The 22,236-nt window shown below is 66.0% G+C and carries 20 protein-coding genes; 6 read left to right on the top strand and 14 right to left on the bottom strand.

Translation table 11 applies throughout. The features are described 5' to 3' along the window. Positions 1–57 precede the first annotated feature (57 nt). The 3 genes from rmuC to recR all read right to left on the bottom strand — a co-directional run bounded on the left by rmuC (position 58) and on the right by recR (position 2,765). Positions 58–1,512: a DNA recombination protein RmuC gene (rmuC, locus tag RN629_RS02215; RefSeq protein WP_407033721.1), complete on the bottom strand. Its 1,455-nt coding sequence runs from the start codon at positions 1,510–1,512 to the stop codon at positions 58–60. Positions 1,513–1,600: 88 nt separating this feature from the next. Beyond that, positions 1,601–2,125 (bottom strand): peptide deformylase, encoded by a 525-nt coding sequence (gene def, locus RN629_RS02210; RefSeq protein ID WP_407033630.1) that lies wholly within the window; start codon positions 2,123–2,125, stop codon positions 1,601–1,603. A 43-nt stretch (positions 2,126–2,168) separates the two neighbouring features. Next, a complete protein-coding gene (recR, locus tag RN629_RS02205; RefSeq protein WP_407033629.1) occupies positions 2,169–2,765 on the bottom strand; it encodes a recombination mediator RecR in 597 nt (198 codons plus the stop codon). Between the two features lie 57 nt (positions 2,766–2,822). On the opposite strand from recR, the gene fmt reads away from it, so the two are divergent. Beyond that, a complete protein-coding gene (fmt, locus tag RN629_RS02200) occupies positions 2,823–3,728 on the top strand; it encodes a methionyl-tRNA formyltransferase (RefSeq protein WP_407033628.1) in 906 nt (301 codons plus the stop codon). Further along, positions 3,725–4,474 carry a tRNA pseudouridine(38-40) synthase TruA gene (gene truA, locus RN629_RS02195; protein WP_407033627.1) on the top strand — a complete coding sequence of 250 codons (750 nt, stop codon included), beginning with the start codon at positions 3,725–3,727 and terminating at the stop codon, positions 4,472–4,474. The genes fmt and truA overlap by 4 nt, the downstream gene beginning before the upstream one ends. Here truA and RN629_RS02190 read toward each other — a convergent pair. From RN629_RS02190 to smpB, 9 genes are all read right to left on the bottom strand, one after another. Continuing rightward, the gene (locus tag RN629_RS02190; protein WP_407033626.1) at positions 4,456–5,652 is read right to left on the bottom strand and encodes a class I SAM-dependent RNA methyltransferase; all 1,197 of its coding nucleotides are present in this window, start codon (positions 5,650–5,652) and stop codon (positions 4,456–4,458) included. The two genes, truA and RN629_RS02190, sit on opposite strands and share 19 nt — an antisense overlap. A 4-nt stretch (positions 5,653–5,656) precedes the next feature. After that, positions 5,657–7,036: an NAD(P)H-hydrate dehydratase gene (locus tag RN629_RS02185; RefSeq protein WP_407033625.1), complete on the bottom strand. Its 1,380-nt coding sequence runs from the start codon at positions 7,034–7,036 to the stop codon at positions 5,657–5,659. Beyond that, on the bottom strand, positions 7,033–7,416 hold the full coding sequence (locus tag RN629_RS02180; RefSeq protein WP_407033624.1) for a hypothetical protein: 384 nt from the start codon (positions 7,414–7,416) through the stop codon (positions 7,033–7,035). The genes RN629_RS02185 and RN629_RS02180 overlap by 4 nt, the downstream gene beginning before the upstream one ends. Continuing rightward, complete coding sequence (gene ilvD / locus RN629_RS02175) at positions 7,403–9,124, bottom strand: dihydroxy-acid dehydratase (RefSeq protein ID WP_407033623.1); 1,722 nt, start codon at positions 9,122–9,124, stop codon at positions 7,403–7,405. The genes RN629_RS02180 and ilvD overlap by 14 nt, the downstream gene beginning before the upstream one ends. A gap of 94 nt (positions 9,125–9,218) precedes the next feature. Continuing rightward, positions 9,219–9,581: a response regulator gene (locus RN629_RS02170; protein WP_455189830.1), complete on the bottom strand. Its 363-nt coding sequence runs from the start codon at positions 9,579–9,581 to the stop codon at positions 9,219–9,221. A 13-nt stretch (positions 9,582–9,594) separates the two neighbouring features. Further along, the gene (locus tag RN629_RS02165) at positions 9,595–11,997 is read right to left on the bottom strand and encodes a hybrid sensor histidine kinase/response regulator (RefSeq protein WP_407033622.1); all 2,403 of its coding nucleotides are present in this window, start codon (positions 11,995–11,997) and stop codon (positions 9,595–9,597) included. A gap of 72 nt (positions 11,998–12,069) precedes the next feature. Beyond that, a complete protein-coding gene (locus RN629_RS02160; RefSeq protein ID WP_407033621.1) occupies positions 12,070–14,130 on the bottom strand; it encodes a M13 family metallopeptidase in 2,061 nt (686 codons plus the stop codon). A gap of 73 nt (positions 14,131–14,203) precedes the next feature. Further along, positions 14,204–14,779, bottom strand: coding sequence for a DUF2062 domain-containing protein (locus RN629_RS02155; RefSeq protein WP_407033620.1), 576 nt, complete (start codon positions 14,777–14,779; stop codon positions 14,204–14,206). Then, positions 14,779–15,258: an SsrA-binding protein SmpB gene (gene smpB, locus RN629_RS02150; protein WP_175312120.1), complete on the bottom strand. Its 480-nt coding sequence runs from the start codon at positions 15,256–15,258 to the stop codon at positions 14,779–14,781. The genes RN629_RS02155 and smpB overlap by 1 nt, the downstream gene beginning before the upstream one ends. Before the next feature lie 134 nt (positions 15,259–15,392). Between smpB and RN629_RS02145 the strand changes: the two genes are divergently transcribed. Next, positions 15,393–16,301, top strand: coding sequence for an endo alpha-1,4 polygalactosaminidase (locus RN629_RS02145; RefSeq protein WP_407033619.1), 909 nt, complete (start codon positions 15,393–15,395; stop codon positions 16,299–16,301). Positions 16,302–16,670: 369 nt separating this feature from the next. Here the strand turns inward: RN629_RS02145 and dapA are convergent, their stop codons facing one another. After that, the gene (gene dapA, locus RN629_RS02140) at positions 16,671–17,570 is read right to left on the bottom strand and encodes a 4-hydroxy-tetrahydrodipicolinate synthase (protein WP_407033618.1); all 900 of its coding nucleotides are present in this window, start codon (positions 17,568–17,570) and stop codon (positions 16,671–16,673) included. Positions 17,571–17,649: 79 nt separating this feature from the next. On the opposite strand from dapA, the gene RN629_RS02135 reads away from it, so the two are divergent. The 3 genes from RN629_RS02135 to RN629_RS02125 are packed head-to-tail and all read left to right on the top strand — an operon-like array spanning position 17,650 to position 21,010. Continuing rightward, positions 17,650–19,644 (top strand): lytic transglycosylase domain-containing protein, encoded by a 1,995-nt coding sequence (locus tag RN629_RS02135; protein WP_407033617.1) that lies wholly within the window; start codon positions 17,650–17,652, stop codon positions 19,642–19,644. A 45-nt stretch (positions 19,645–19,689) separates the two neighbouring features. After that, positions 19,690–20,172 carry a transcription elongation factor GreB gene (gene greB / locus RN629_RS02130; protein WP_407033616.1) on the top strand — a complete coding sequence of 161 codons (483 nt, stop codon included), beginning with the start codon at positions 19,690–19,692 and terminating at the stop codon, positions 20,170–20,172. Positions 20,173–20,230: 58 nt separating this feature from the next. Next, on the top strand, positions 20,231–21,010 hold the full coding sequence (locus tag RN629_RS02125; protein WP_407033615.1) for an NYN domain-containing protein: 780 nt from the start codon (positions 20,231–20,233) through the stop codon (positions 21,008–21,010). A 3-nt stretch (positions 21,011–21,013) separates the two neighbouring features. Here the strand turns inward: RN629_RS02125 and RN629_RS02120 are convergent, their stop codons facing one another. Further along, positions 21,014–22,198, bottom strand: a complete 1,185-nt coding sequence (locus RN629_RS02120) for a sensor histidine kinase (protein WP_407033614.1) — start codon at positions 22,196–22,198, stop codon at positions 21,014–21,016. Between the last annotated feature and the right edge of the window lie 38 nt (positions 22,199–22,236).

Genomic DNA, 22,236 nt, shown 5'->3' with positions numbered 1-22,236 from the left:
CCGTCACCCATCGCGCTGAAGGGCCGCCCCTGTTCGGACCGGGGCAGCGATCAATCCTCAGGCTTCGCTCGCCTCCGGGCGTTCGATCGCCGGCATCAACTTGGTCAACGGCCGTGCGGCCTGCTCGACCATCGGGGGCGAATCGATGCTCTTGCCCGCCGTATCGATGTTGAGTGCCTCGAACCGCTTGGCGCTGGTCAGCACCTGGCTTTCCAGACTCCCGACAAAGGCATTGTAGGCGGTCATCGCCGTGTCGAGATTTTTGCCCAGCCGGGACACATGGCCGCCCATCACCGCGAGCCGTGCGTAGAGCTCCTTGCCGAGCGTCCCGATCTGCCGCGCTTCCTGCGCCAGCTTTTCCTGTCGCCATACGGCCGCCACGGTGCGTGCGATCGCGATCAGATTGGTCGGAGTTGCCAGCAACACTTTCTTGTCGAAGGCGAAATCCCACAGAGTCGGATCATGCTCCAGTGCGGCGGACAGGAAATGCTCGCCCGGCACGAACATGATGACATAATCGGGGGCGTCCTCGAACTGGTTCCAATAGCTCTTATTGCCCAGCCCATTCACATGCGCGCGCATCGCGGCGGCATGGCGCGACAGGCCCAGCTGCCGCTCGGCCTCGTCGACCGCGCCGAACGCATCCTGATAGTCGTTGAGCGAGACCTTGGCGTCGATCACCAACGCCTTGCCGCCGGGTACGCGCACGATCACATCGGGGCGCAGACGACCGCCCTCCCCGTCCGCGACGCTGACCTCGGTCTGGAAATCGGCCTGTTCGGAGAGGCCACAGCTTTCCAGCACATTGCGCAACTGCTGCTCGCCCCAGCGCCCGCGCGCCTTGGGCGCATTGCGCAATGCGTTGACCAACTTGGCCGCTTCGCCAGAGACCCGTTCCTGGCCGATCCGCATCGCTTCGATCTGGCCCTTCAATTCGCCAAAAGCGTCACGGCGTTCATCCTCGACCTTGCGCACGCCTTCCTCATAGCGCTGGAGGCGTTGATGGACGGGATCGAGCAACGCCTTGAGGGTCTGGCCCGACGCTTCCTCGGATTGGCGGAAGCGGGCCTCGGCACGTTCCAGAAACTGGCGCTGCGCCACTTCCAGCGCGCGGGCCGCCGCCTCGCCAAATTGCGCATTGATCTGCTCGCGCGCCTGGCCGAGCGCTTCCAGCGCCTGCACATGGGCAGCCTCGCGCTCCTGCGCGCGCGCTCGCAACTCGGCCAATTCGCGCAGCGCCGCGTTCCGCTCGGCCTCGACCGCGTCGCGCGCCGTGCGGATCACGTCCAGATCGGCGGCACGTCCCCGCAACTCGGCCAGCGCTTGCAAGGCGTCACCACGCTCACGCTGGGCGACGTCGCACGCCGCGCGAAGCGGCTCGATCTCCGCCACGCGGGCCTGTGCCGCCGCCAACTCGGCGGTCAGCCCCTCGGCCTTGCGCCGCGCGGCCAACCATCCGGCCAGCCCCCCGACGAGCAGAGCCAGCAGCGCAACAACGATCAACTCGGGCATCATGAAAACCTGTCAGTACGAAAGACAGGCAGGAACATAGATCGAACGGAGCCGATCGAACAGCCCCATTCAAGTGCGGTGAGGCGGTTCAGCCGCCCTTGCGGATCTTGGTCAGCTTACGCATCAGCATATCGCGCTTCAGGCGGCTGACATGATCGATGAAGAGCACGCCGTTCAGATGGTCGATCTCATGCTGCATGCAGGTGGCAAGCAGGCCGTCCAGTTCCGCCTCATGTGCCTCGCCCTTTTCGTCGAGCCACTTGACCTGGCACCTCGCGGGACGCTTGACCTCCGCATATTGCTCGGGGATCGACAGACAGCCTTCGTTATAGGTCGACACTTCGTCGCTGACCGACAGGATTTCCGGATTGATATAGGCATGCGGGTTCTTGACCGGCTTGCCGTCCTCATCCTCTCCTTCCTGAAGGTCGATGACCAGCACGCGCTGGTCCACGCCCACCTGGATAGCGGCCAGGCCGATGCCATGGGCATCATACATGGTGTCGATCATGTCGGTGACGAGTTGACGAATGCCATCGTCGACCACCTCGACCGGCTTGGAGACGAGACGCAGACGGGGGTCGGGAACTTCGACAATAGGAAGAATGGCCATGGTCGTTCGCTACGGCGGGCGTCGCAGAGCGTCAAGATCGCGCTCAGGCCACGGGGCGACGCGCGCGCAGCGCCTGCGCCAGCGTTCCTTCGTCCAGATAGTCGAGTTCACCCCCCACGGGAAGGCCGTGCGCCAATTGCGTGACGCGAATGGGAAACCGCTCGATCCGTTCGGCGATGTAGTGTGCCGTTGTCTGCCCCTCGAGCGTCGCGTTCATCGCCAGCACAACCTCATCGATCCCCCCGGCCTCGATCCGGCGTACCAGCGCGTCGATCGCCAGATCCTCCGGTCGCACCCCCTCCAGCGCGGACAGTCGGCCACCCAGCACATGGAAACGCCCCGGAAACAGGCGCGAGCGCTCCAATGCCCAAAGGTCCGCCACTTCCTCGACGACGCATAGGGCCGCGGTGTCCCGGCGCGGGTCGACACAGATGGCGCAAGGGTTGGCGGTATCGATATTGCCGCAGACCGAACAGGTCTCCAGCCGCGCCTCGACGGCCGACAGCGCGGACAGGAGCGGCGACAATGCCGCCTCGCGTTTCTTGAGCAGGTGCAGGACCGCGCGCCGCGCCGAACGCGGGCCAAGGCCGGGAAGCCGTGCCAGCGCCTGGGTCAGCGCCTCGATCTCGGGGGATGCCATGACCGACCAGATAGGGGCTTGCGCGTCATCCCGCCAGCGCAGAGAGGCATCGGCATTATGCGGATCATCTTCATGGGCACGCCGGGCTTTGCCGTTCCGGTTCTGGATGCGCTGGCCGAAGCCGGGCATGATGTCGTCGCCAGCTACAGCCAACCCCCACGCCCCGGCGGGCGGCGGGGACGACAACTGGTAGCCTCGCCGGTACAGGCCCGCGCGGAAGCGCTGGGCATCCCCATACGCACCCCGGTGTCGCTTCGCGTGGCGCACGAGCAGAACGCCTTTGCCGAGCTTGATGCAGACGTCGCCGTCGTCGCCGCCTACGGCCTGATCCTGCCACAGCCGGTGCTGGACGCGCCGCGGCTGGGATGCCTGAACGTCCATGGTTCGCTCCTGCCGAGATGGCGCGGCGCGGCCCCGATCCAGCGCGCGATCCTGGCCGGCGACGTGGTGACCGGGGTCGGCATCATGCAGATGGAAGCGGGACTGGACACCGGGCCGGTCCGGCTGGAGGATTCGACGCCGATTGGCCGCAAGACGACGGGGGAGTTGACCGACGAATTGTCGGCGATCGGCGCGCGGTTGATGGTCCGCGTGTTGGAAGATCCGGAACGCTATCCCCCGCGCCCGCAGCCCGACAGCGGCGTCACCTATGCCGCGAAGATCGACAAGGCCGAAACCCGGCTGGACTTCACCAGCCCCGCGATCGAACTGGAACGCAAGGTCCGTGCCTTCGTACCGGCCCCGGGTGCCTGGTTCGAGGTGCAGGGCGAACGGGTCAAGCTGCTCGCAGCCCAATGCGTCGACGGTCGCGGCGCACCGGGCGAAGTGCTGGATGACCAATTGACGATCGCGTGCGGCGAAGGAGCCCTCCGCGCCGTCTCGGTCCAACGCGCCGGACGCGGCGTGTCGAGCGCGGAGGAATTGCTGCGCGGCTTTCCCATTCCGGCGGGGACCCGGCTTTGACGCGGTTCGCGCTGACGGTGGAATATGACGGCCGCCCCTTCATGGGCTGGCAACGCCAGTCGCACGGGCCGAGTGTGCAGCAGACGATCGAGGATGCGATCCACGCCGTGACCGGCGAACGCACCGCCGTCCACGCGGCGGGCCGTACCGACGCGGGCGTCCATGGCCTGGCGATGCGGGCGCATGTCGATATCGAAAAGGCCATCGCCCCGTTCCGCCTGATGGAGGCGATCAACGCTCGCGCACGCCCGGCCCCCGTCGCGATCCTCGACTGCATCGAAGTCGCCGGCGACTGGCATGCGCGCTTCTCCTGTATCCGCCGCTCCTACGAATACCGGATCGTCAACCGCCGCGCGCCCTTGACCCATGAGGCGGGTTTGGCGTGGCAGGTGCCCCAGCCGCTCGATGCCACCACGATGGCGGAGGCCGCTGAGCGGCTTGTCGGACGTCACGATTTCACGACCTTCCGCTCCGCCCATTGTCAGGCGGACAGCCCGGTGCGCACGCTCGACCTGCTCAGCGTCGAACGCGACGGCGACCGCGTGATCGTCCGCGCCGCCGCCCGTTCCTTCCTGCACCATCAGGTCAGGTCGATGGTCGGTTGCCTTGCCTATGTCGGCATGGGACGCTGGACCCCCGATGACGTCGGACAGGCATTGGCGGCGTGCGACCGGGCCCGGCTGGCGCTCAACGCCCCATCCGATGGCCTGTTCTTCGTCCGCGCCGATTACCCGGCCGGGTCCTGACGCACGAAACGCGCCGCCAGTTCGACATGCGTTGACCAGCGGAATTGGCCCACCGGCTGCACCCAATCGAGCCGCCAGCCGCGATCGACCATCGCCCGGGCGTCGCGCGCGAAGCTTGATGGATTGCACGAGACATAGGCGACCGCCGGGACATTGGCCTCGGCCAGCGCATCCGCCTGGTCCCGCGCCCCGGCGCGCGGCGGATCGAGGACGATCGCGTCGAACCGATCCAGTTCGGCCTTGGTCAGCGGACGGCGATAGAGGTCACGATGCTCGGCAAAGACCGCGCGCCCCTGCGCGTTGGCGGCTCCCTTGAGCGACAGGATCGCATCGCGCGCGCCCTCGGCCGCATAGACTTTGCCGGGCAGCGCCAGCGCGAAGGTGCCCAGCCCGGCGAACAGATCGGCGGTGGTGCGAGGATTGCCGACGGCCTCGCGAACCGCCGCGACCAGCGCCGCTTCGCCATCGGTGGTCGCCTGAAGAAACGCGCCGGGCGGCAAAGGCACGGCAACGCCGCCCAGCGTGATCGTCACAGGCTCGGGCTCCCAGCGCGTCTCCGCGCCCAGCCCGTCATCGACCGAAAAGCGCGCGACATCGTGGCGCTGACAAAAACCGATGATCGCTTCCGCCGCTTCCAGTCCGTCGGGGGAAAAGCCGGTCAGCAATATGTCGGCCCCCTGATCGGCAAGCGTCAGATGGACATCGCCCCGCCGCTTGAAACCCAGCCGTTGCAGGAGTGCCCGCAAGGGAGCGATCAGCGCGAACAACTGCGGATCCAGGATATGGCATTCGGCGATGTCGACGATCGCGTGGCTCTTCTCTTCCGAAAAGCCGATCAGGACGCGCCCGCCCTTCGCCTCGGCATGCAGCGTCGCCCGGCGGCGGCTTCGCGGCGGCGAGAGATGCGCAGGGCGCAGCGGCGCGCTCAACCCCTGCGCGTCGAGGGCCGAGGCGATCCGGTCCGTCACGAATCCGGCATAGCTTTCATCGTCCAGATGCTGGAGCTGGCATCCCCCACAGCGGGGAAAATGGTCGCATGGCGGGGTCTGGTGATGCGGGCCGGGGACGATGGTGCCATCGACAGCGAGCGTGTCGCCGGGGGCGGCGAAGGACGCATGGCGGCCATTGTCGGTCACGCCGTCGCCACGCGCGGCGACGCGGATAATGATATCGGTCATATGGTCAGCCTCTGACGGCCGAAAGCGCATCTGCCAAGTCGTCCGCGATGAAAGCCGCCCCGCAACGTCGTGCCGCTTCGCCATGCAACCACACGCCCGCCTCCGCAGCCTCCAGCGGATCGAGCCCGGCGGCCAGCATCGCGCCGATCGTACCCGCCAGCACATCGCCTGTTCCGGCGGTCGAAAGCCAGGGGCTGGCCGGCGGGAAGAAGATCGTCCGCCCATCGGGGGCCGCGATCACTGTATCGGCGCCCTTGAAGACCACGACCGATCGCGTCGCCGCTGCGGCTTTCCGAGCGCGCTCCGGTTTGGATGCGTCCGAATCGCCGAACATATGCGCGAACTCGCCACCATGCGGCGTCAGGATCTTCACGCCGATATGGTCCGCCAGCGCCATGGCCTCGATCAGCCGGAGCGCGTCGCCATCGATCACCAGCGGCCGTCCACTGCCCAACGCCGCCCCGAGACGCGCCCGTGCCGTGTCGTCGCGGCCCAGGCCTGGACCGATGACGATGGCACCGATCCGGTTGTCGGTCAGGGATTCCGGCGTGTAGCTTCGCCGGACGATCGCATTCGGGCCTAGCGCCACCCCCGTGCGATCATCGAGATGAAGGACATAGCCCGCCCCCGCCCGCAGGGCGGCAGTCGCGGCAAGTTCCGCCGCGCCGCCCATCGCACCCGCGACGATCGCCACCATGCCCCGGCTATATTTGTGCGACGACGCATCGGGATGGGGCAACCGCGGCAAGCTGGCGACGCGCGCGCCGCCGCCGATTGGAATGCCGATATCGATCAGCCGTACCTGCCCCACGCACCGCGCCGCCGGTTGTACCAAATGGGAGGGCTTTATCGCGCCGGTCGCGAGCGTGACGTCGAAAGCAGGCACATCGGCGAGCAACCGACCGGCATCGCTCTCGATCCCGCTGGGCAGGTCGACCGCGATGCGCAGGATGGCCGCGTCCGCGCATCGGCGAAGAACCGTCATGATCCGTTCGTCGGGGGCTCTGGACAGGCCGGTGCCAAAGATCGCATCGACCAGCACGGGTGCCGGCGCAACGTCATCCCAAGACACTACGGGACCGTCCCACAGGGAGCGTGCCCAACGCGCGGTCTCGCTGCGTGGCTCGCCGAACGCCGCGACGCGAACCGGCTGGCGCTGTCGTCGAAGCGCCGCCGCCGCGACGAAACCATCGCCGCCATTATGACCCGGACCACAAAGAACAAGGACCGGGCGCCCCGCCGCCAGCCGGAGTATGGCCTGGGCGATGCCTTCGCCCGCCCGGCGCATCAACGCGATCTCCGTGGTGCCGGCCGCCATGGCCGCCGCCTCGGCTGCGCGCATCGCCTGCGCGGTCAGCACCGGGCGACCCGCGCTCGGGATCATCGCGCGCTGACGGTCGCGGGAAGTTTGTACCGGTCGCTCCCGATCGTCACGGCAATCTGGCGATCGCCATCGACCGCGACCTGCGCGGATTGGGCGCCATCGGCGGCCACCACGCCGCGGCCGTCCCGTGTCACTCGAAGCCGACGAAAGCCGCCATCCGGATGGCGCAGCGTCAGGACGACCGCCTCGGCATCGGCGGACTGCTCCACCGTGCAGCCATCCGAAAATTGACCCGCGCCACCCAAGGCACAGGGTATGGCAAGCCCCGGATTCTGGCGCGGCCCCGCCGAGGCCGAGCCACCCTCCTCCGAGGCGCTCGTGCCCCAACAACCGGCCAGGGCGATTGCCCCGGCCAGCCAGACGGACTCAGATATCCGCATAGACATGGCGCTCCGACCGGGCGCCTGGATGAGTGACTGCGCCCTGATGCGCAGGACCGACATTCTGGGCATAGCGCCACAACACACCGGATTGATAATCGTTCATGCGCGGGCTCCAGCGGGCACGTCGCTCGGCCAGAATATCCTCCGCCACGTCGAGATCGATCGTCCCGGCCTCGGCATCGATGCGAATGACGTCGCCATCCTCGACCAGCGCGATCGGGCCGCCCTCGGCGGCCTCCGGGCCGACATGGCCGATGCAGAAGCCGCGCGTGCCGCCCGAGAAACGGCCATCGGTGATGAGCGCCACCTTCTCCCCCAGCCCCTGCCCATACAGAGCGGCCGTGGTCGACAGCATCTCACGCATGCCTGGGCCGCCCTTGGGCCCTTCATAACGGATGATGATGACCGATCCCTCCATAATGGCGCGTGCCTCGACAGCCGCAAAGGCCTCCTCCTCGCAATCGAAGACACGCGCCACGCCCTCGAACTGAAGCCGCTTCATACCAGCGACCTTCACGATCGCACCTTCGGGCGCGAGCGTCCCGCGCAGGCCGACCACGCCGCCGGTCGGGGTGATCGGCGTCTTGACGTCATAGATGACCTTCTGGTCCGGGTTCCACGTCACCTCGTCGATATTCTCGGCCAGCGTCTTGCCGGTGACCGTAAGGCAATCGCCATGCAGATAGCCGCCCTCCAGCAGCGTCTTCATCAGCATATAGGCGCCGCCCGCCTCATACATATCCTTGGCGACATAACGGCCGCCGGGCTTGAGGTCGGCGATGTAGGGCGTGGTCTTAAAGATTTCGGCGACGTCGAACAGGTCGAAGTCTATTCCAACCTCGTTGGCCATCGCGGGCAGGTGGAGCCCGGCGTTGGTCGAACCACCGGTCGCCGCCACGACGCGCGCCGCATTCTCGAACGCTTCGCGCGTGCAGATGTCGCGCGGGCGGATATTGCGCGCGATCAGTTCCATCACCTGCTCGCCCGCCGCCTCGGCGATGCCCTGCCGATCGAGAAAAGGCGCCGGCATCATGTTGCTGTTGGGCAGCGACAGACCGATCGCCTCCGCCACGCACGCCATGGTGTTCGCGGTGAACTGACCACCGCAGGCTCCATGTCCCGGACAGGCGACCTTTTCGAGCGCGATCAGGTCATGGAGCGGACAATTGCCCGCCGCATGCTGGCCCACCGCCTCGAACACGTCGACCACGGTCACGTCGCGATCCTGGTACCGTCCCGGCATGATCGATCCGCCATAGACGAAGATCGACGGCACGTTCAGGCGCAGCATCGCCATCATCATGCCGGGCAACGACTTGTCGCACCCCGCGAATCCGACCAGCGCGTCATAGCAATGCCCACGCACCGAGAGCTCGACCGAGTCGGCAATCACTTCACGGCTGACCAGCGAGGCCTTCATGCCCTGATGACCCATCGCAATGCCGTCGGTCACGGTGATGGTGTTGAACCGGCGCGGCAAGCCGCCGCCGCGGATCACGCCGCCCTGCGCGGCATCGGCCTGCGCATCCAGCGTCGTGTTGCACGGCGCGGAATTGTTTCCGGCACTGGCCAGCGCGACGAACGGCTTGGCGATATCCTCTTCCTGGATACCCATTGCGTAATAATAGCTGCGATGCGGCGCGCGTTCTGGACCGACGGACACATGGCGCGACGGCAGGCGGGATTTGTCGAATTGGCGTGTCATGGCGCAGCCCTATGTCGCCAGACAGGGGGTTTGCGCAAGCAAATTTCGCGGTGATGGCACGTTCTCCATCGCGCGAACCCGCTTCACGCCCCGATCAGAGCGACCCGAGCGCCTGCGCCACGCCGTCCATCGTGAAGGGTTTTTGCAACCGGGGACGATCGCGAAAGCGCTCATCGACCGACTCATCCGACCCGCCGGTGGCGAAGACGAAGGGGACGCCTCGCTCGGCCAGCGCTTCGGCGATCGGGGCGCTCGTCTCGCCACCGCGCAGATTGACGTCGAGAATCGCTGCGTCGATGCCGCCTTCGGCCACACGGGCCAAAGCATCGTCTACGTTATCCACCGTTCCCGCGACCTTTTTGTCGAGGACGTCGAGGAAATCCTCGAGCATCATGGCGATCAGGGGTTCATCCTCCACGATGAGGATCTGCACGGGGTCTGTCATCGACATCGCCATATCATGGTTTACGCTAACCGCCAGCGGGTTGTTGCCTAAGCGCCAACTGGGTGGCTTCGGCCAGTTGCTGGACCGAAAAGGGTTTGGGCAGGAAACCGACATTGGGCAGCGTGATCGACTTGCGCAGTTGTTCCTCGGCATATCCCGACATGAACAGGACGGCGAGGTCCGGATAACGCTGTCGCACGCGCGCGACCATCGTGGGGCCGTCCATCGTTGGCATGACCACATCGGAAATCAGCAGGTCGGGCTTGCCGTGGCGGTCGAGCAGTTCCAGCGCCGCCTCGCCGTTTTCGGCCGACAGCACGGTATAGCCCTGGCGCGACAGCGCCCGTTCGGCCACCGCGCGCACCATGTCCTCGTCCTCCACCAGCAGGATGGTGCCCGATCCCCAGGGCGTCGTGGTGCGCACCGGCGGCGCGCCAGACGGCGCCGTGCTGGTCGTGACCGCAGGCGTGGCATGTACGGGCAGATAGATGCTGAAGGTCGCGCCCTTGCCCGGAGGAGAATCCGCGAAGATATAGCCACCCGACTGTTTGATGATGCCATAGACGGTCGACAGGCCCAGCCCCGTGCCCTTGCCCAGTTCCTTGGTAGTGAAGAAGGGCTCGAAGATCTTGGGCAGGGTTTCGGGCGGGATGCCCGTGCCATTGTCGCTGATGATCAGCGCCGTGTAATCGGCGACCGGCAGGATGTCGTGCTTCATCGCGCGGACATCGGCCATCGAAACGGCGCGGGTCTGGATCGTCAGGGTGCCGCCCCCCGCCGGCCTGCTGTCCAGGATCGCGTCGCGCGCATTGACCGCCAGATTGACGACCACCTGCTCCAACTGCCCGGGATCGGCGCGGACCGGGCCCAGATTGCGCCCATGGCTGACGTCGAGCCGCACCCTTTCCCCCAACAGGCGCTTGAGCAGGTTCGACACCTCGGACACGACATCGGGCAGTTGCAGGATCTGCGGGCGTAGCGTCTGCTGGCGCGAGAAGGCCAGCAATTGTCGGGTCAGGCTGGCGGCACGGTTGGAGTTGGTCCGAATCTGCTGGATATCGTCATAATCGCTGTCGCCCGGCGAATGGCGCATCAGCATCAGATCGCAATGCCCGATGATCGCGGTCAGGATATTGTTGAAGTCATGCGCGACGCCCCCGGCGAGCTGGCCCACCGCCTGCATCTTGGTCGCCTGCGCCACTTCGCGCTTGAGGCGGCTTTCCTCCGAATTGTCCTTGAGGCTGAGCAGGACCGCCGCCTCGCCCATGCCGCGCGCGCCCGCGATCGTCAGCGCCACGGGTTCTTCGGGGTGGTCCTTCAACCGGACCGCCATGTCGGCCGAATGGGTCGCGCCGCCCGCGAAGCGGCGAATGGCGTCCGCCACCGCCGCCTTGTCCTCGCGCACCACCAGATCACCGGGGTAAAGTGGTGGGTTGGCGACGTTCACCCCCGCCGCGCGCATGAAGGCCGAGTTCATCTGGATGAATCGTCCGTCGCGATCCACCAGCGCGATGCCGAAGGGCATGAGCGACACCAGACCCCGCACATGGCTGGCCGCGCCCGTACCCGCGCCGGCGAGGATCTGCTCTTCCTCGTCGAGCAGGACCACCAGCATTGGGGCGCCATCGCCTTCGACAAAGGGCAGTTGCAGGATGCGCAGGCATTGCGGCTTGTCGGCTTCGGCCGCGAAACGGACCTGACCGCGCGCGTCATTTGCCAGGAAGGCGGCGAAGTCACGACCGATGATCGACTGGCTGGCGCTTCCCGTCGCGCGCGCGGACAAGACACGATTGGCCGCACGCACGCGACCATCGGGCGTCACCAGCGCCGTCATCACGCCCGCCGCGCCCAATCGATCGCCATGGACCCCGCCGATCAGCCCCTCGACCGTTTCCGCCAGATCCTGTTCTTCGGCGATGACGAAGCGCCAGACCAGCAGATCCGCCTCGTCCCCGGCCCGCGTCACCAGCGCCGACAACTCGGTCCCCATCACCGCGATCCGGTCCGCCCGGCCCAGCCCGTCGCGCCAGGCGGCGCGTCCGGCCTGCGCCAGCGCCTCGACGCACGGCGGGTCGAGCGGCACGCCGGGCGGCGTCGGGATGCTGGGGAACAGCGCGACATAGGCGTCATTCGCGCAGACCAGCCGCCCCGCGCGGTCGGTTACCGCGATCGCGTCGCTGCTAGCATCGGCCACGACGCGCGCGAAATCCCAATCGATCGCCCGCCGCGTCGACGCATTGCGCGGATTGAGCAGTCGCGAACCCAGCACCGCGCCGAAGACGAGAATCGCGGCACCCAGAAACCCCGCCGCCACGATCCAGTCATGGACCACCAGGAACAGCAGGGCCGCCGCCACCACGCCACTCGACACCGAAACGAGCGCGGCGGTTCGCAGCGGGGTAAGAGCTTTGGAAGACGCGATCGCCATATCGATTCTCATCATCCGGCGACCGGTCACGGGTCAAGCGCGATCACCATGGATCGCGCCCGACCCGGATCATCACCAGATGCGAACGCGCTGCGCAGGCGGCAACGCCATCTTGTCGGTCGGCTGTACCTTGAACGCCGCATACCAAGGATCGAGGTTGCGCACGGTCAAGACCCGCTGATGCCCCGGTGAGTGCGGGTCGGACAGCAAGGCCTGTTGAAGCGCCGCGTCACGCCACTTGATGCGCCACACCTGCGCCCAGCCATAATAAAAGCGCTGGTCCCCGGTCGTCCCGTCGATAATCGGCGCGGGCTTGCCGCCCAGCGACTTGTGATAGGCGTCGAGCGCCACGGTCAGGCCGGCCAGATCGGCGATATTCTCACCCAGCGTCAAACCGCCCTGCACATGCTGGCCCGGCAACGGTTCATAGCTGTCATACTGCTTCACCAGCGCATCGGTGAAGGTCTTGAACCGCGCCACGTCCTGCGGCGTCCACCAGTCGGTCAACTTGCCGGTCGCATCATATTTGCGACCCTGATCGTCGAAATGGTGACTGATCTCATGCCCGATCACCGCGCCGATGCCGCCATAGTTCACCGCCGGATCGGCCTTGGGATCGAAGAAAGGCGGCTGCAAGATAGCCGCCGGGAAGACGATCTCGTTCATCGGCGGGTTGGCATAGGCGTTGATCGTCATCGGCGTCATGAACCATTCGCCGCGATCGATCGGCTGGCCCAGCTTGTTCAGGTCCCGCTGGAACTCGAAGGCATTGGCGCGCGCGACATTGCCGACCAGGTCACCCCGCTGGATCCGCAGCGCGGAGTAATCGCGCCACTTGTCCGGGTAGCCGATTTTCGGGGTGAAGGCGGCCAGCTTGGCCAACGCCTTCGCCTTGGTCTCGGGCGCCATCCATTCGAGGTTGCGCAGCCGGTCGCCCATCGCCGAGATCAGGTTCCTGACCAGCGCGTCGGCGGCCGCCTTGGATTCAGGCGGGAAATATTTTGCGACATATTGCTTGCCGACCTCTTCGCCCAGACCGTTGGAGACGAGGGTGACGCCGCGCTTCCACCGCGCCTGCTGCTCCGGCGTTCCCGACAGGGTGGTGCCGTAAAAGGCGAAGTTGGTCTTGTCGAAATCACGCGACAGATAGCCGGCATAGCTGCGCAGCACCTTGAGCATCGCATAGTCCTGCAGGACGTTCAGCGGCGTTTCGGCATAGATCTTTGCCTCGCCCGTTACGGCGCTCGGCTGCGCGACCAGATAGGCGGGACGGCCGGCGACGCCGAGCGTCTGCATATATTGCGCCCAGGGGAAGCCCGGTGCCTTGGCGGCGAAGTCCCCCGCCAACCATTTATTGTAGGTCTTGTCCGCGTCGCGGCTCTCGATCCGCGTCCAGTGAATATTCGCCAGCGCCTTTTCGAACTGGAACACCGCCGCCGCGCGCGCTTCGGCATTGGATTCGCCCGCGAGCGTCAGCATCTTCGCAAGATAGGCCTGATAGGCGGTGCGGATCGTCGCCAGCTTGGCGTCGTCCTTCAAATAATAATCGCGATCGGGCAGGCCGAGGCCGCTCTGGCTGAAGCTCGGGATATAGGTGTCGGGTGCCTTGTCGTCCTGCCCGATATAGACGCCGAAGGGGGCACCGACGCCCTGCCGCTGAAGCTTGGCCATTTCGACCGCCAGCGCGGTGCGATCCCTGGTCGCGCGCAGCTGGACGAGCCAGGGCTTGACCGGCGCGACCCCCTTGGCGTTGACCGCCGCTTCATCCATGAAGCTGGCGTAAAAATCGCCGACCTTGTCGCCGGGGCGTTTGGCGGCTTCGTCCAGAATGGTCCGCGTCTGTTCGAGCGAGCGATCCTGCAGGACATGGAACATGCCATAGGACGACCGATCGGCGGGGATCGTCGTCGCCTTGTACCAGTTGCCATTCGCGTAATCGAAGAAGTCATCGCCGGGCTTCACCGCCATATCGCGGCCCGCCATGTCAAAGCCGAAATCCCCGATTTCGGGACCGTTCTTGGCATTGGCGTTGGCGGGACCGATGGCGGCCTTGTCGAGCGGGGCCTGGCCCGTCTGCGCGATGGCGGGGGAGATAGCGGTCGAGAGAAGGGCGGCGATCAGGACAGAGCGCATCTGATTTCCCAAATAGGACAGTAATGCGACTGTTGTAGCGGACTGATACGCCCAGTCAAATCGATATACCGGGCTAGATTCCCGCCGATCTGCTGCGGTTACGCCATTTTCGTGCGATCCATATCCGCCAGCCCAGTGCCGCTGCGGCATAGCCGACGACCGCGCATCCGGCCGTCAGCGCACACAGGCCCAACCCAAAAGCCGGTCCCTGTTCCCACAGCCAGTTGAACGTGCCGGTCGCCCATTGCAGCCATCCGGTCGCGGCCTCCGCCACCGGCTGCGCGCCGATCGGCGTCTGGCTCCGCAGGAACCATGCCCCGATGCGATAGGCGATCAACCAGAGGATCGGCGTGGTCAGCGGATTGGTGATGAAGGTCGTCAGCGCGGCGACCGGCACATTGGCACGGAAGGGCAAGGCAAAGACGGCCGCGATCGCGATCTGCGCCACGGGAAACAGGAACCCCGCCACCACGCCCAGCGCAACGCCGCGCGGCACCGATCGGCGGGTGAAGCGCCATAGCTCGGGTGCCAGCACACGGTGCGCCACGGGCCGCAGCAGGCGGCTGCTCTCCATCGAATCGCGGGTCGGCATGTTGCGCCGGATCCAGGCCAGGATTCGGTTCCAGATGGTCGGCGCGGCCCGGTCCATCAGCCGCGGTCGCGCAGGATTCGACCCTGCTCGCGCTTCCAGTCGCGCTCCTTGATCGCGTCGCGCTTGTCGTGCGCCTTCTTGCCTTTCGCCAACGCCAGCTCCACCTTCGCGCGACCGCGCGAGTTGAAATAGATCATGAGCGGCACCAGGGTCATGCCCTCGCGCGCGACCGCCCCATGGAGCTTGTTTATTTCGCGCTCATGAAGGAGCAATTTACGCGGTCGCTTGGCTTCGTGGTTGAACCGGTTGCCATGGCTGAATTCAGGCACGTTGGAATTGACCAGCCATACCTCCTCACCGCGAACCTCGGCATAGGATTCGGCGATCGATCCCTCGCCGAACCGAAGCGATTTCACCTCGGTCCCGGTCAGGGCGATCCCGGCCTCATAGGTCGTCTCGATGGCATAATCGAAGCGGGCGCGCCGGTTCTCGGCGACGATCTTCTTCTTGTCGAATGTCTGGGGTTTCGGGCGCATGGACGGGCCGATGTAGGCGTTCGAGCGGCTGATGAAAAGCCGGTGTCGTGCGCGCGTCCCGTTTCCGCATGGCACCGGCGGTTTTCGTCGTTCGGGGGCTGGTTCGATGCCCATCAATCTGGGATGACGGCATCATGATCCGCTCGTCCCGCCTTGGCCTTGCCTGCGCCGCCTGCCTGTTGCCGGCGATCAGCGGCTGTGGTGGCGGGAGCGACGACAGCGGCCCGTCGGCGATCGTTGCCGCCCCTACCCCGACACCGTCCGCCAGTTCCACCGCAACGCCCGCCGCCATGACCTGGTGGCGACCCGACCGTACGACAAGCTGGCAGTGGCAGCTCAGCGGCACCCTCAATACGACATATGCCGTGACCGCCTATGACGTCGACCTGTTCGACACCTCCCAGGCTGCCATCACTGCCTTGCATGGTCAGGGCCGCCGCGTGATATGCTATTTCTCGGCGGGGAGCGTGGAGAATTGGCGACCCGACGCCGCGCAATTCGCCAGCCAGGACATCGGCAAACCGCTTGACGGCTGGGCCGGGGAACGCTGGCTGCGCGTCGATTCGGCAGGCGTGCGACAGGTCATGACCGCCCGGCTCGACCTGGCGCGAAGCAAGGGCTGCGACGGGGTCGAACCGGACAATGTCGATGGCTATGGCAATGACAACGGCCTGGGCCTGACTGCCGCGATGCAGCTCGACTATAGCCGCTTTCTGGCGGACGAGGCCCATCGACGCGGACTGGCGATCGGGTTGAAGAACGATATCCCGCAGCTCGCCTCGCTTCAGCCCGACTTCGATTTCGCGGTCAACGAACAATGCCATGAATATGACGAATGCGGCGGCTATTCGGTCTTTCTCGACGCGGGCAAGCCGGTGTTCGTCGCGGAATATGCCGAACGCTATCGCAACAACGTCAATGGTGCACGCGACTCCATGTGCGTCGCATCACGCGCACAAGGGGTCCGCACGCTGATCCTCGCGACCGCGCTCGACGACAGCGTGCGCGTCAGTTGCGACGAGACCCGCCCAACGGGATCTTGAGGCGAATCATGGCGCGGTTGCTTGGGAAGCCGCCCACGCCACCCTGCTCCACCTCCCCGGCCAGTGCGCCGACACCGGGAATCGTCATTTCGGCCTTGGGCAAGCTCCGCCCCGCGCCATAATCGGGAATGGGGCGGAGACGATCCGCCTCGGCCGACCGCGCACACACGACCACATCTTCACCGGATTCGCTGGGCGGGCATCGCCGCGCGGTCGCGGGAGGTTTGGGCTGTGGAAGAAACGGACCAGCAACGGCACCGGCCTGTAACAGGACCGCGAACAGCAAATGCATTGGCCGACCACTCCCTGCACCACCCAACCCAGCCGACGCGAGGGTCGGTCAGGATTGCGGCCGCAGCAGGGCAAGGGTCAGATCAGACCCGCATGCGACAGCGCGGCGTCGACCTGTGCCCGGGCCGCGTCGGACGGCCAGGTCATCGGCAGGCGGATGCCGGTCGAAAAGCCCGGCACGACTCGGCTGACCGCATATTTGACGGGCCCCGGCGAGGCGTCGGCGAACATCGCCTCATGCAGCGGGAAAAGCCGGTCGTGCAGTTCCAGCGCCAGAGCCATGTCCTTCGCGGCACAGGCCGCCTGGAAATCGGCGTTCAGGCGCGGGGCGACATTAGCGGTCACCGAGATGCACCCCATCCCGCCCATCGCGTTGAACGCGAGCGCAAGGTCGTCATTGCCCGACAATTGACAGAAATCGGGGCCCAGCGCGCCACGATGCTGCGACACGCGGGCCAGCGCGCCGCTGGCATCCTTGACGCCGACAAAGACATCCGGCGCGGCCTGGACGATGCGGATCAGGGTCGCGGCCTGGATATCGGTCACGGTCCGCCCTGGCACGTTATAGAGAATGATCGGCAGCGGCGCGTCCTTTGCCAGTTCGGCGAAGTGACGGACGATGCCCTCCTGGCTCGGCCGGTTGTAATAGGGCGGCACCATCAGCGCGGCGGCGGCGCCCGCGGCCTGCGCGGCCTTCAGATTTTCGACGGCGACGATCGTGTCGTTCGATCCCGCCCCGGCGATCACCGGCACCCGCCCCCGCGCCTGCTCGACACAGACCCGCACGACCCGGAAATGCTCGTCCTTGGGCATCGTCGCGGCTTCGCCCGTCGTGCCGCAGGCGACCAGCGCGGACGAGCCCTGTTCGATCTGCCATTCCACGAAGTCGCGGAATTTCGCTTCGTCGAACGCTCCGCCCACATGACCGCCACGATCGTCGAACGGCGTCACAAGCGCCGGGATAGAGCCTGAAAACATGAGAGGAAACGCGCTCCTGCCGCGCTGAAATGGGAAATTGTTCAGGACATGTACGGGTAGACGCCCTATTCTGTCCACCATGATGGCATTGACGAAATCGGCGGCGCTTCTCGCGACCCTCGCGGGCACCATGATGACATCGGGTGGGCAGGACCAGCTCGACCGGTATCGGACACAAATGGCGAATATGAGCCCTTCGGGCCTTCCCGCGCCCGCCGATGGCGCTATCGCATCGGCCATCGCCCAGTGGCGCGCGCTGCAACAGACCGATTCGCTGCCCTTCGACAGCTATGCCGGATTTCTGATGGCGCATCCCGGCTGGCCGGGCGAGAGCGGCCTGCGCCGGGCCGCCGAGCGGCAGGCGGCGAATTATACCGCCGCGCCCAGCAGCATCGTGGCCTTTTTTCGACGCTTCCCACCCCAGTCCGCGACGGGCGGCGTCGCCTTTGCCCGCGCGCTGATGGCCACGGGGGCTCCAGGCGAAGCAACGCAGGCCGCGCGCACCGCCTGGCGGCGCGGCACATTGTCGCCGACCGACGAAGCCCTGGTCCTCTCGACATTCGGATCCGCGCTCAGCCCCGCCGATCATGACGCGCGAATGGACACGCTGTTGTGGAGCGGACAGACGAGTGCGGCGGCCCGGCAACTGGGCTATACCAGCACGGCGCGGCGGCCGGTCTTCGCCGCGCGGCTGGCCTTCCGCACGAAATCGGCCGATGCCTCCAGCCTGTCGGCCTCCACGGCCGAGCTTTACGCCAATGACGCGGGCTATGTCGCCGATCGCGCCATGTGGATGCGTGATACCGGCGACAGCCTGGGCGCGCGCGCCTGGCTCGCGCGGTCGCGCTCGCTGACCTACCGGCCGGGCAATGTCGAGAAATTCTACGAGGCGCTGCTGGTCAACGCCCGGGCGGCGGCGGCCGACAATCAGCTCCAAACCGCCTATGATATCGCGCGGCAGGTCGACGACGCCTATCCGCCCGGCACCGATGTCTCGACCAAGCCCTATGGCGAGCGGGACGATTATACCAGCCTGGTCTGGCTGGGCGGACAGACGGCGATGAAGCTGGGCCGACGGGCCGACGCAATGACGTTGTTCGATCGCTATGGCCGGGGCAGCCAGTCGCCCCAGACCCGGGCCAAGGGCTTTTACTGGGCCGGCCGCGCGGCGGAAGCCGCCGGGCACTCGTCCGAAGCTGCGGGATATTTCAACCGCGCGGCACAGTATCGCGATCAATTCTACGGGCAGCTCGCGCTTGAGCGCACCGGCCGTCCCCTGGTCGCACCGCCCGCCCTTGCGGCACTGGCGATCCCCGCTACCGAACGCGCCGCCTTCGACGCGCGCGAGACAGTGCGCGCCGCGCGCTTCCTGGGGCAGATCGGGCAATGGCAGGACCAGAGCGCCTTTGTCCGCCAGATCGCGGTCGATGCCACGACCGAAACCGATCATCTGCTCGCCGCCGACCTGTCGCGGGCGATCAACCGTCCCGACCTGGCCGTCATGGTCGGGCGCAGCGCGATGCAGAACGGGCTCACCGAGTATTCCGCGGCCGGCTTCCCGACCGTATCGGTGCCCAGCGGCTATGAAAGCAGCTGGACCATCATCCACGCCATCGCCCGACAGGAAAGCCAGTTCGACCGCGCGGCAGTCAGCCATGCGGGCGCACGCGGCCTGATGCAGTTGATGCCCGCCACCGCCGCCGAGCAGTCGGGGAAGATCGGCCTGGCCTATTCCTCCGACATGCTGACGGCCGATCCGAACCTGTCGATCCGCCTTGGCGCAAGCTATTTCGAGCGGATTCGCAACAATTTCGGCAGCTACCCGCTCGCCATCGCGGCCTATAATGCGGGCAGCGGCAATGTGAACAAATGGCTGAGACAGAATGGCGACCCGCGCACCGGTGCGGTCGATATCGTCGATTGGATCGAGGCCATTCCGTATATGGAAACCCGCAATTATGTGCAGCGGGTGCTGGAAAACGCCGTCGTCTACGACCTCATGAACCCGGCCAGGGCCACCAGCCACGGTGCCGCGCCGCTGAGCTGGTATCTTGGCAAGTCGCGCCCAGGTTGATCGTTCCGACATTGATCGGGCCGGCGGGCGCGATAGAGCGGAGTGATGGATCGTCCCAATTATATCACGCCCGCCGGCTATGCCGCGCTTCGCCGGGAATATGAGGCACTGTTCGCGGTCGAACGGCCGAAGCTGGTCGACACCATTGCCTGGGCCGCGGGCAATGGCGATCGGTCCGAGAATGGCGATTACATCTATGGTCGCAAGCGGCTGCGCGAGATCGACCGAAGACTGGGCTGGCTGTCCAAGCGGATGAAGGCCGCCAAGGTCATCGATCCCACGAAACAGGAAGATCGCAGCAAGGTGTGGTTCGGCGCCACTGTGACGATCGTCGATGAGGAGGATCGCGAACGCGTCCTGACCTTGGTCGGGGATGACGAGGCCGATGCGGGGCAGGGTCGGGTCGGGTGGAACGCCCCGCTCGTCCGCGCGCTGCGCGGTGCCTCGGTCGGCGATCTGCGTCGTGTCACCTTGCCCGGCGGCGACCGGGAATATGAAATCATCGCAATCGCCTATCCCCATGCCTGACCCCACTCGATGCACGGACGAGGTGGTCGGCGATGGTCGTGTTTGTTAAGGTGCCGACATGAACGCCCTGACCCGCAACATCGCGTTGCTCATCGATGCCGACAACGCCCAGTCCGCCGCGATCGACCCCGTCCTGACCGTGCTGGCCGAGCTTGGCACGGTCAATGTCCGCCGCGCCTATGGCAACTGGTCCAAGCCGGGCCTGAAAGGATGGCGCGACGTCATGGTCAAGCACGGAATCGAGCCGCAGCAGCAATTCGATCTGACCAAGGGCAAGAACGCCACCGACATGAAGATGACCATCGATGCGATGGATCTGTTGTTTCGGGGACGGATCGACGGCTTTGGCATCATGTCGTCGGACAGCGATTTCATGCCGCTGGCCACTCGCATTCGACAGGACGGTTTCCCCGTCTATGGCTTTGGCAATTCGCGCACGCCCGAGGCCTTCAAACAGGCGTGCAGCCGCTTCATCGATGTGGGCGCGCTGATCAACGACACGCCGCGCCCGGTATCGTCAAACAAGCCAACCACTGCCGATGTCCCGCTGGCCGATTCGCTGCCCCCGCCCATCGAAAACGGGCGTCGCACAGCGGGCACGCCGCAACCGATCGACGAGGAACTGCTGAAGCTGCTGGTCGACGCCTATAATTCGGTGAAACGCGACGAACGCGGCTTTGCCAGCCTGTCCGCGATCGGACAGTTGGCGGGTAATAGATCGAGCTTCGACACACGCAATTACGGGTTCAAGCGCCTGTCCGACCTGATCGAGGCGATCCCGAATTTCCAGACCGAGCGGCGTGAGGACGGGCGGACCTTCGTCAAACGGGTCCGCTGATCCTCAATCGCGCGGATCGGGCATCGTCAAGGTCGCGCAGGTGCCCGGCGCGGCATCCTCGAACCGGATATCCCCGCGCAGCTGCCGCGCCAGGCTCGCGATCATTCGCATCCCTAGGCTATGGCGCGACGCCGCCTTCATATCGAAATCTGCGGGCAAGCCCCGGCCCGAATCGCGGACGGCGAGCACGATCCGACCCTCGGCCGCATGCAGGCCGACATGGATGGTGCCGCCCTCCTCGCCATAAGCGTATTTGATCGCATTGGTCAGCAATTCGGTCAGCATCAGGCCGATGGGAATGGCGATATCGGCGTTCATTTCGATCGCTTCGATATCGCACATGATGCGATGGTTCTTTGCCTGCTGCGACAGTTGCTCGGCAATGCCGCACGCCAGATCGTCGAGCGATACGACACCCAGTCGGTCGCCGCGCCACAATTGGTCGTGCGTCTGTGCGATCGCAGCGATGCGCGCCTGCGCGTCGTTCAACATGCGAAGGACGCGAGGGTCGTCATCCTCCTGTTTCTGGAGGTTCAGCATCGCCGACACCAGGGCGAGGCTGTTCTTGACCCGATGGCTGGCTTCACGGGTCAGCAGTTGCTGGTGCTCGACCGCCTCGGCCAGACGACGTTCCGCCTCCTGCCGTTCGATCGCGACGCCGATCAGGTTCGCGAACCCCTGCATGAAGGCGAGATCGGCTTCCTCGAAACGCCCCTCGTCGGGGCTGTCCACTTCCAGTACGCCGTAACAACGGCCGGAAGCCTCGACCAGGACGTTGATCGCGCGACGAATGCCATGTTCGGCCATGAACCGGGGCGTGCAGAAGCGTTCCTCGCCTTCCAGATCGTTGGAGATCACCCCTTGCCCGGTCTGAAGCGCAAACCCGGCGGGGGAGCCCAGATCGGTGCGCATCTCCGTCGACCCGACCACGCCGGCCGCCCAGCCGACGCCGGTGCGGACGAGCAACGTATCCTGATCGGCGCGATATTCCAGAAACTTGCAGAAGCGCGAGCGCATCCCCTCGGCGCATAGCTCGGTCGCACGCCGGAGCATCGGGTCCAGGTCCCGCGCCCGCAGTGCCTCGATCCCAAAGGCCGCCAACACCGATTGCTGCCTTAGCCGGTAATGCAACTGGCCCGCGCCGGCGATTTCCGAATCCTCGCCATGCGCCTGTTCCACTACCGCCATCCGTGCCCAACCCTTTTCGATCCTGAGCGGATCGCCTC

This window comes from Facivitalis istanbulensis (assembly GCF_040560405.1).
GTDB lineage: Bacteria > Pseudomonadota > Alphaproteobacteria > Sphingomonadales > Sphingomonadaceae > Sphingomonas > Sphingomonas istanbulensis.
This window is presented reverse-complemented; position numbering and strand designations above follow the sequence as displayed.

What these genes read in the sequence shown, in the direction of transcription:
- rmuC (WP_407033721.1), bottom strand. Translation starts at nt 1,512, where the DNA reads ATGCCCGAGTTGATCGTTGTTGCGCTGCTGGCTCTGCTCGTCGGGGGG.
- def (WP_407033630.1), bottom strand. Translation starts at nt 2,125, where the DNA reads ATGGCCATTCTTCCTATTGTCGAAGTTCCCGACCCCCGTCTGCGTCTC.
- recR (WP_407033629.1), bottom strand. Translation starts at nt 2,765, where the DNA reads ATGGCATCCCCCGAGATCGAGGCGCTGACCCAGGCGCTGGCACGGCTT.
- fmt (WP_407033628.1), top strand. Translation starts at nt 2,823, where the DNA reads ATGCGGATCATCTTCATGGGCACGCCGGGCTTTGCCGTTCCGGTTCTG.
- RN629_RS02190 (WP_407033626.1), bottom strand. Translation starts at nt 5,652, where the DNA reads ATGACCGATATCATTATCCGCGTCGCCGCGCGTGGCGACGGCGTGACC.
- RN629_RS02185 (WP_407033625.1), bottom strand. Translation starts at nt 7,036, where the DNA reads ATGATCCCGAGCGCGGGTCGCCCGGTGCTGACCGCGCAGGCGATGCGC.
- RN629_RS02180 (WP_407033624.1), bottom strand. Translation starts at nt 7,416, where the DNA reads ATGCGGATATCTGAGTCCGTCTGGCTGGCCGGGGCAATCGCCCTGGCC.
- ilvD (WP_407033623.1), bottom strand. Translation starts at nt 9,124, where the DNA reads ATGACACGCCAATTCGACAAATCCCGCCTGCCGTCGCGCCATGTGTCC.
- RN629_RS02170 (WP_455189830.1), bottom strand. Translation starts at nt 9,581, where the DNA reads ATGGCGATGTCGATGACAGACCCCGTGCAGATCCTCATCGTGGAGGAT.
- RN629_RS02165 (WP_407033622.1), bottom strand. Translation starts at nt 11,997, where the DNA reads ATGGCGATCGCGTCTTCCAAAGCTCTTACCCCGCTGCGAACCGCCGCG.
- RN629_RS02160 (WP_407033621.1), bottom strand. Translation starts at nt 14,130, where the DNA reads ATGCGCTCTGTCCTGATCGCCGCCCTTCTCTCGACCGCTATCTCCCCC.
- RN629_RS02155 (WP_407033620.1), bottom strand. Translation starts at nt 14,779, where the DNA reads ATGGACCGGGCCGCGCCGACCATCTGGAACCGAATCCTGGCCTGGATC.
- smpB (WP_175312120.1), bottom strand. Translation starts at nt 15,258, where the DNA reads ATGCGCCCGAAACCCCAGACATTCGACAAGAAGAAGATCGTCGCCGAG.
- RN629_RS02145 (WP_407033619.1), top strand. Translation starts at nt 15,393, where the DNA reads ATGATCCGCTCGTCCCGCCTTGGCCTTGCCTGCGCCGCCTGCCTGTTG.
- dapA (WP_407033618.1), bottom strand. Translation starts at nt 17,570, where the DNA reads ATGTTTTCAGGCTCTATCCCGGCGCTTGTGACGCCGTTCGACGATCGT.
- RN629_RS02135 (WP_407033617.1), top strand. Translation starts at nt 17,650, where the DNA reads ATGATGGCATTGACGAAATCGGCGGCGCTTCTCGCGACCCTCGCGGGC.
- greB (WP_407033616.1), top strand. Translation starts at nt 19,690, where the DNA reads ATGGATCGTCCCAATTATATCACGCCCGCCGGCTATGCCGCGCTTCGC.
- RN629_RS02125 (WP_407033615.1), top strand. Translation starts at nt 20,231, where the DNA reads ATGAACGCCCTGACCCGCAACATCGCGTTGCTCATCGATGCCGACAAC.
- RN629_RS02120 (WP_407033614.1), bottom strand. Translation starts at nt 22,198, where the DNA reads ATGGCGGTAGTGGAACAGGCGCATGGCGAGGATTCGGAAATCGCCGGC.